Origin of the sequence: Mesorhizobium sp. M7A.F.Ca.CA.004.04.2.1 (genome assembly GCF_004022825.1) — a bacterium.
In the GTDB taxonomy this organism is placed as follows: Bacteria; Pseudomonadota; Alphaproteobacteria; order Rhizobiales; family Rhizobiaceae; genus Mesorhizobium.
In genome coordinates, this window is record NZ_RZPH01000901.1 from 1 (window position 1) to 2,491 (window position 2,491).

The 2,491-nt window shown below is 63.3% G+C and carries 3 protein-coding genes and 2 pseudogenes; 2 read left to right on the forward strand and 3 right to left on the reverse strand.

The window, feature by feature from the left end:
- Positions 1-393: pseudogene (locus EN893_RS28895) on the reverse strand (dihydroorotate dehydrogenase (quinone)); the annotation flags it as partial.
- Positions 390-740 (reverse strand): DUF952 domain-containing protein, encoded by a 351-nt coding sequence (locus EN893_RS28900; protein ID WP_063173552.1) that lies wholly within the window; start codon positions 738-740, stop codon positions 390-392. The gene EN893_RS28900 and the pseudogene EN893_RS28895, both read right to left, overlap by 4 nt.
- Positions 741-927: 187 nt before the next feature.
- On the opposite strand from EN893_RS28900, the gene EN893_RS28905 reads away from it, so the two are divergent.
- Positions 928-1,344 (forward strand): hypothetical protein, encoded by a 417-nt coding sequence (locus EN893_RS28905; RefSeq protein ID WP_127266720.1) that lies wholly within the window; start codon positions 928-930, stop codon positions 1,342-1,344.
- A gap of 120 nt (positions 1,345-1,464) precedes the next feature.
- Entirely contained in the window at positions 1,465-2,124 is a 660-nt protein-coding gene (locus tag EN893_RS28910) for a response regulator transcription factor (protein ID WP_023813893.1), read from the forward strand.
- 32 nt (positions 2,125-2,156) lie between these two features.
- Here the strand turns inward: EN893_RS28910 and EN893_RS28915 are convergent.
- Positions 2,157-2,491 (reverse strand): annotated as a pseudogene (locus EN893_RS28915) (MFS transporter); the annotation flags it as partial.

Sequence of the window (2,491 nt, forward strand, 5' to 3'; positions counted from 1 at the left end):
CCCCTTGCGTGCGGCAAGGCGTTTTTCGGCCGCTGCATGGCCTTCATTGTTGAAGCCCAATCGGTTGATCACCGCATCGTCGGCAGTCAGCCGGAAGATACGCGGCTTCGGATTGCCGGCCTGCGGCAACGGCGTGATGGTACCGACCTCGGCGAAACCGAAGCCCAGGCCAAGCAACGCGTCCGGAACCTCGGCGTTCTTGTCATAGCCGGCCGCCATGCCGATCGGATTGGGGAAATCGAGGCCGCAGACGCTGACCTTCAGCCGCGCGTCGAGCGTCGTCCGCGCACCGACCGGCAGGCCGCATCGCAGCGCCGCAATCGACATGCCATGCGCGGTTTCCGGATCGAAGGCGAACAGCAGCTTCTGGCCGAGCCGGTCGAGCACGCTCATTGCCCCTCCAGTGCCGGGAACTGGTGCACACCATCGGCGCCAAGCGGCAGTGGCCGGACCCACAGCACGGCCTTGAGGTCCAGCGGGCCATAAAGATGCGGAAACAGCGCGCCGCCGCGCGAGACCTCGTATCTCAGCGCAGCGCCCAGGCCGGCGCCGTCGATGGCGACCAGCAGAAGGTCCGTCTGGCCGGCAAAGTGCTTTGCCGCCGTTTCCCTGACCTGTGCTGCCGTTGAGAAATGGATGAAGCCATCGGCGACATCGATCGGCGCGCCGGTGAAGCGACCATGCGTTTCGGCCTCGCGCCAAGGCGCTTGCGGGGTTATCTTGTAGATAATCTGAGACATGGTTGCGCTATAGAGCAGTTCCAGGAAAAGTGTGAAACGGTTTTCCCGGGAAAAGCGCATAGCGCTTTCCCTTGGGAATTGCGTCAAAAAGATTCCGAACCAGCCATTCGGGAAAGGCCACGCCAAGGGTCTTCCCCATTTCCGGCGCAAACATGCGATATCTGAGGCCTTGGCCATGGAGGACAACATGCGTCTGCAGCACATCTTGATCCCCGCCGCGCTCGTTTCGCTGGTCGCGGCTTCAGCTTATTCGGAAGAGACCGACCGCTACCGCCTGGAAAAGTCCGATAGCGGCTTTGTCCGTATCGATACGCAGACCGGCGCCATGTCGATCTGCGAGGAACGTTCGGGCCAGCTCGTCTGCAAGATGGCGGCCGACGAACGCGCTGCTTTCCAGGACGAGGTCGACCGCCTGCAAACCTCGATGAAGGCGATGGACGAGCGCGTCACCAAGCTCGAGAATTCGCTCTCCGCCCGCCTCGAATCGAAACTGCCGAGCGAGGAGGATTTCAACAAGACCATGAGCTACATGGAGCGCTTCCTGCGCGGCTTCATGGGCATCGTCAAGGATATGGACAAGGACGACGGCGCTCAGAAGACCTGAGCGCTTCAACCAGGGGAGGCGGCGCGCTGGCTTTGCCGCTTGAAAACAGCGCGCAGCCCCTCATAATCGTCCAATTGAACCCGAAAAGCCAAAAATCATCGGGGATTTGGGGAGGGACATTTGCCGGCAGGCTATTCTTTCGTCATCGCCGACGATCACCCGCTGTTTCGCGGTGCGCTGCGCGAAGCGCTCGCCGGCATCGGCAACGTCGCCGCCATCCATGAAGCCGGCGATTTCGAGAGCGCCAAGGCGCTGGTCGTGGCCAACGAGGACGTCGATCTGGTGCTGCTCGACCTGTCGATGCCGGGCGCCAGCGGCCTGTCCGGCCTGGTCTCGCTGCGTGGCATCCATCCGGCGGTGCCGCTGGTCGTGGTGTCGGCGCATGACGATCCGGCGACCATCAGGCGGGCGCTCGATCTCGGCGCTTCCGGCTTCATCTCCAAGTCGGCCAGCATGGAGGAGATCCGCAGCGCCGTGCAATCGGTGCTTGCCGGCGACATCGCAGCACCAGCCGGCGTCGATCTCGGCATCGAGCGCGATCCCGAAATATCGGACCTCATCAAGCGGCTGCAGGCTCTGACGCCGCAGCAGACACGGGTGCTGGGCATGCTGGCCGAGGGCCTGCTCAACAAGCAGATCGCCTATGAACTCGGTGTATCGGAGGCTACCATCAAGGCGCATGTCTCCGCCATCCTGCAGAAGCTCGGCGTCGACAGCCGCACGCAGGCGGTGATCCTGCTGTCCAAGATCGGCAGCGACCCGCTGCAGCCGGCGGGTTGATCGCCAGGGCGCCTGTTCGATCATTGTAGTGTTCAATCAGAGCACTGAACCTCCGTCCGCCGCACCGGCCGGCCGTTGAAGCTTGCGAAACTGATGGCGGCCATGATCCAGACGCCGATCCCGCCATAGAGCATGACCCAGCCAAAGCCGTTGCGCAGCGCATCCTGGGCGACGGTCCCGGCGAGCCCGGAGATGGGGTTTCCAGCAGCGATAGCTTCGGCGAGAAGACGCAATTGGGCAGCGTCGAGGTCGGGCAGCGCATGCCCCAGATGCGCCAGCACACCGCTGGCCAGGATGAAGCCCATCACCGCGATGTTCAGCGCCAATGAAACCATGCGCGCGGTCATGTCGATGCCGGAGGCCATGC